This window comes from Streptomyces sp. E11-3 (assembly GCF_046540415.1).
Classification (GTDB): Bacteria; Actinomycetota; Actinomycetes; order Streptomycetales; family Streptomycetaceae; genus Streptomyces.
Genome location: NZ_JAZGRL010000079.1, coordinates 1 through 2813, shown reverse-complemented (window position 1 = coordinate 2813; position 2813 = coordinate 1). Strand labels below are relative to the sequence as shown.

The 2813-nt window shown below is 75.9% G+C and carries 1 protein-coding gene; it reads left to right on the top strand.

The annotated features are described in order from the left end of the window. Positions 1 to 2813 (top strand): acyltransferase domain-containing protein (locus U9R90_RS35170; RefSeq protein ID WP_411061477.1); only part of this gene is annotated, 2813 nt, incomplete at both ends.

The following is a 2813-nucleotide window of genomic DNA, read 5'->3' as shown; positions in this document are numbered from 1 at the left end:
CTCCTTCGGGATCAGCGGCACCAACGCCCACGTGGTCATCGAGCAGGCCCCGGCCACCGAGCCAGCGCCGCACGCGGACACCGCGTCCGCCGCCCCGCGCATCCCCCTGCCCTGGGTGCTCTCCGCCCGCGACGAGCCCGCGCTGCGCGCCCAGGCCGACCGTCTCAGGGCGTACGTCGACGAGTCCGCCGACGAGGCCGCGCTGCACGGTGTCGGGCACGCCCTGGCCACCACCCGTACCGCCTTCGAACAGCGGGCGGTGGTGCTCGGCACCGATCCGACCGACTTCCGTACCGGCCTTGAGGCGCTCGCCTCAGGCTCCGACGCGCCCGGCCTGCACCTGGGCAGCGCGGCCACCGCGGGCCGTACCGCCTTCCTGTTCACCGGGCAGGGCGCGCAGCGCGCCGCCATGGGCCGCGAACTGTACGCGGCGCACCCGGTGTTCGCCGCAGCGCTCGACGACGTACTCACCGCCTTCGACGGGCTGCTCGACCGGCCGCTGCGCGAGGTGCTGTTCGCCCCGGAGGGCACCGCGATCGCCGAGGAGCTGCACCGCACGACGTACACCCAACCGGCGCTGTTCGCCGTCGAGGTCGCGCTGTTCCGGCTCCTTGAGCACCACGGCATGGTTCCCGACCTGCTGGCCGGGCACTCCATCGGGGAGCTCGCTGCTGCGCACGCAGCGGGGGTGCTGTCGCTGTCCGACGCCGCGCGCCTGGTCGCGGCCCGCGGCCGTCTGATGCAGGCGGCGCCCGCGGGCGGAGCGATGATCGCGATCGAGGCCGAAGAGGCCGAGGCCGCGCGCTCGCTGGCCGGACACGAGGCGCAGGTCTCGATCGCGGCGGTCAACGACGCCCGGTCCGTGGTGATCTCCGGCGACGAGAGCGCCGTCGAGCACATCGCGCGGGACTGGCGCGACCAGGGGCGGCGCACCCACCGGCTCGCGGTGAGCCACGCCTTCCACTCACCGCACATGGACGGCATTCTCGACCGCTTCCGTGAGGTGGCGGCCGGGCTCGACTTCCATGCCCCGCGTATCCCGGTCGTCTCGACCGTGACCGGCGAGATCGCGAGCACCGAGCAGCTCACCTCGCCCGACTACTGGACCCGGCAGATCCGCGAGGCCGTGCGCTTCGCGGACGCGGCCCGGCAGTTGGCCGCGCAGGGCGCCACCGTCCTGGTCGAGGTCGGCCCGGACGCCGTACTCACCGCGCTCGCCCGGCGCACCCTGGAGGACGCCGCCGTCACCGCCGTGCCGCTGCTGCGCGCGGGCCGCCCCGAGTGCGACACCTTCGCCGCCGGGATCGCCCAGGCGCACATCCACGGTGCGCCGCTGCGCGCGGAGTCCTTCTTCCCCGGCGTACGCGCCGGTTCGGCCCCGGCCGCGCTGCCCACGTACGCCTTCCAGCGCGAGCACTTCTGGCTGGCCGCGCGGCCGCGCACCGACGCGCGCAGCCTCGGTCTGGACGCGGCGCGGCACCCGCTGCTGACCACCGTGGTGGAGCTCGCCGACCGGGAGGAGGCGCTGCTCACCACCCGGATCTCCCACGCGGAGCACGGCTGGCTGGCGGACCACGCCATCGTCGGCACGGTACTGGTCCCGGCCACCGCGTTCCTCGAACTCGCCATGGCCGCCGGGGACCACATCGGTGCCCCGCAGGTGGCCGAGCTGACCCTTGAGGCACCGCTGCCGCTGCCGGAGCACGCGGCCGTGCGGGTGCAGGTGGCGGTCGGCGCCCCGGACTCCGGTGGCCACCGGCCGTTCACCGTGCACGCCCGCCCGGACGGCGACGACCGTACGCAGCCGTGGACCCGGCACGCCACGGGCGCCCTGGCCCCCGAGACGGCCCCGGAGCCCACGCCCGTACTCGCCCAGTGGCCCCCGGACGACGCGGTCGCCGAAGAGCTCGACGCGGTGTACGCGCGGCTCGCGGACCTCGGCTACGACTACGGCCCCGCCTTCCAGGGTCTGACCGCCGTGTGGCGGCGCGGCGCCGACCTCTTCGCCGAGGTCCGGCTGCCGGACGCGCTGCACGAGAGCGCCGGAGCGTACGGAATCCACCCGGCGTTGCTCGACTCGGTGCTGCACCCGCTGGTCCTGGACGCCGCGGCCGGCGGCGAAGCCGACCGTATCCGGCTGCCGTTCAGCTGGAGCGGCGCCTCGCTGCACGCCACGGGCGCCACCGCGCTCCGGGTCCGTATCTCGCCCACCGGCACCGACACGGTGTCCCTGACCCTCGCCGACGGCACCAGCGCGCCGGTCGCCGACGTCGAGTCGCTGACCCTGCGCCCGGTCGCCAAGGACCGGCTCGCCGCGCCCGCGCCCGGCTCGGACGCGCTGTTCACCGTGGAGTGGCCGCAGGTGGCGGCGGTGGACCCGGACGGCTCACTGGTGTGGGCGGAGGTGGCGCCCGGCCGGTCGCTCGCCTCGGTGCCGGACGGCGCGGACGTCGTGGTCGTACGGGCCGACTCGCCCGACCCCGCCGCCACGCACCCGGCGCCGGGGGTAGTCGCCCGGCAGGTGCTGTCCCTGGTCCAGGCGTGGCTGGCCGACGAGCGGTTCACCGACGCGACCCTGGTCCTGGCCACCCGGAACGCGGTCGCCACCACGCCCACGCAGGACGTGGACCTCACCACCGCCGCGGTCTGGGGGCTGATCCGCTCGACGCAGTCGGAGCACCCCGGCCGGGTGGTCCTCATCGACTGCGACGACGCGGAGACGGCGGCGGCCCTGCTGCCGACCGCCCTCGCCACCGCGGAGCCCCAACTGGCCATCCGCGATGGCCTCCTCTACGCGCCCCGGCTCGCCCCCT